The 500-nt window shown below is 62.2% G+C and carries 1 protein-coding gene and 1 pseudogene; one reads left to right on the top strand and one right to left on the bottom strand.

The window, feature by feature from the left end:
• Positions 1-111: pseudogene (locus tag HX846_RS39330) on the bottom strand (DUF1853 domain-containing protein); the annotation flags it as partial.
• Between the two features lie 143 nt (positions 112-254).
• On the opposite strand from HX846_RS39330, the gene HX846_RS00080 reads away from it, so the two are divergent.
• Positions 255-500, top strand: a 246-nt coding sequence (locus tag HX846_RS00080; protein WP_178964772.1) for an NAD(+)/NADH kinase, incomplete at its 3' end; no start/stop codon positions are given.

Genomic DNA, 500 nt, shown 5'->3' with positions numbered 1-500 from the left:
CCACGGCGTTTGCGCGAGCATCGGCGGGGCGAGCATCACCCACGCGAGATCGCGCACCTCGGGGTGACGCAGTTGGCGGGGCAGGTGCTGCAAATCAGGGAACAGAGTCATGGTCCGAGCATAGCCTTTTACAGCCGGGAAGGGGGCTGAGAACCGTTGTCGTCTGGGGTTTGCGGCGACAAAGGATTTTGTGTAACGCCGGCTTTCGCCCATAATCGTTCTTTTTTGCAGAACCCGAACCCCGCAGGAGCCCCATGGAGCAATTTCGCAATATCGGCATTATCGGTCGCCTGGGCAGTACCCAGGTGCTGGACACCGTCCGCCGACTGAAAAAGTTTCTGCTCGAGCGCCACCTGCACGTGATCCTCGAAGACACCATCGCTGAAATCCTCCCGGGCCATGGCCTGCAGACCTCGTCGCGCAAGATGCTCGGTGAAGTCTGCGACATGGTGATCGTGGTGGGCGGCGACGGCAGCCTGCTGGGCGCCGCCCGGGCGCTG

The sequence above is a fragment of the Pseudomonas sp. K5002 genome, from assembly GCF_013386655.1.
Classification (GTDB): Bacteria; Pseudomonadota; Gammaproteobacteria; order Pseudomonadales; family Pseudomonadaceae; genus Aquipseudomonas.
Note: the sequence above shows the minus strand (reverse complement) of the source record. Positions and strands in the feature narration are given on the sequence as shown.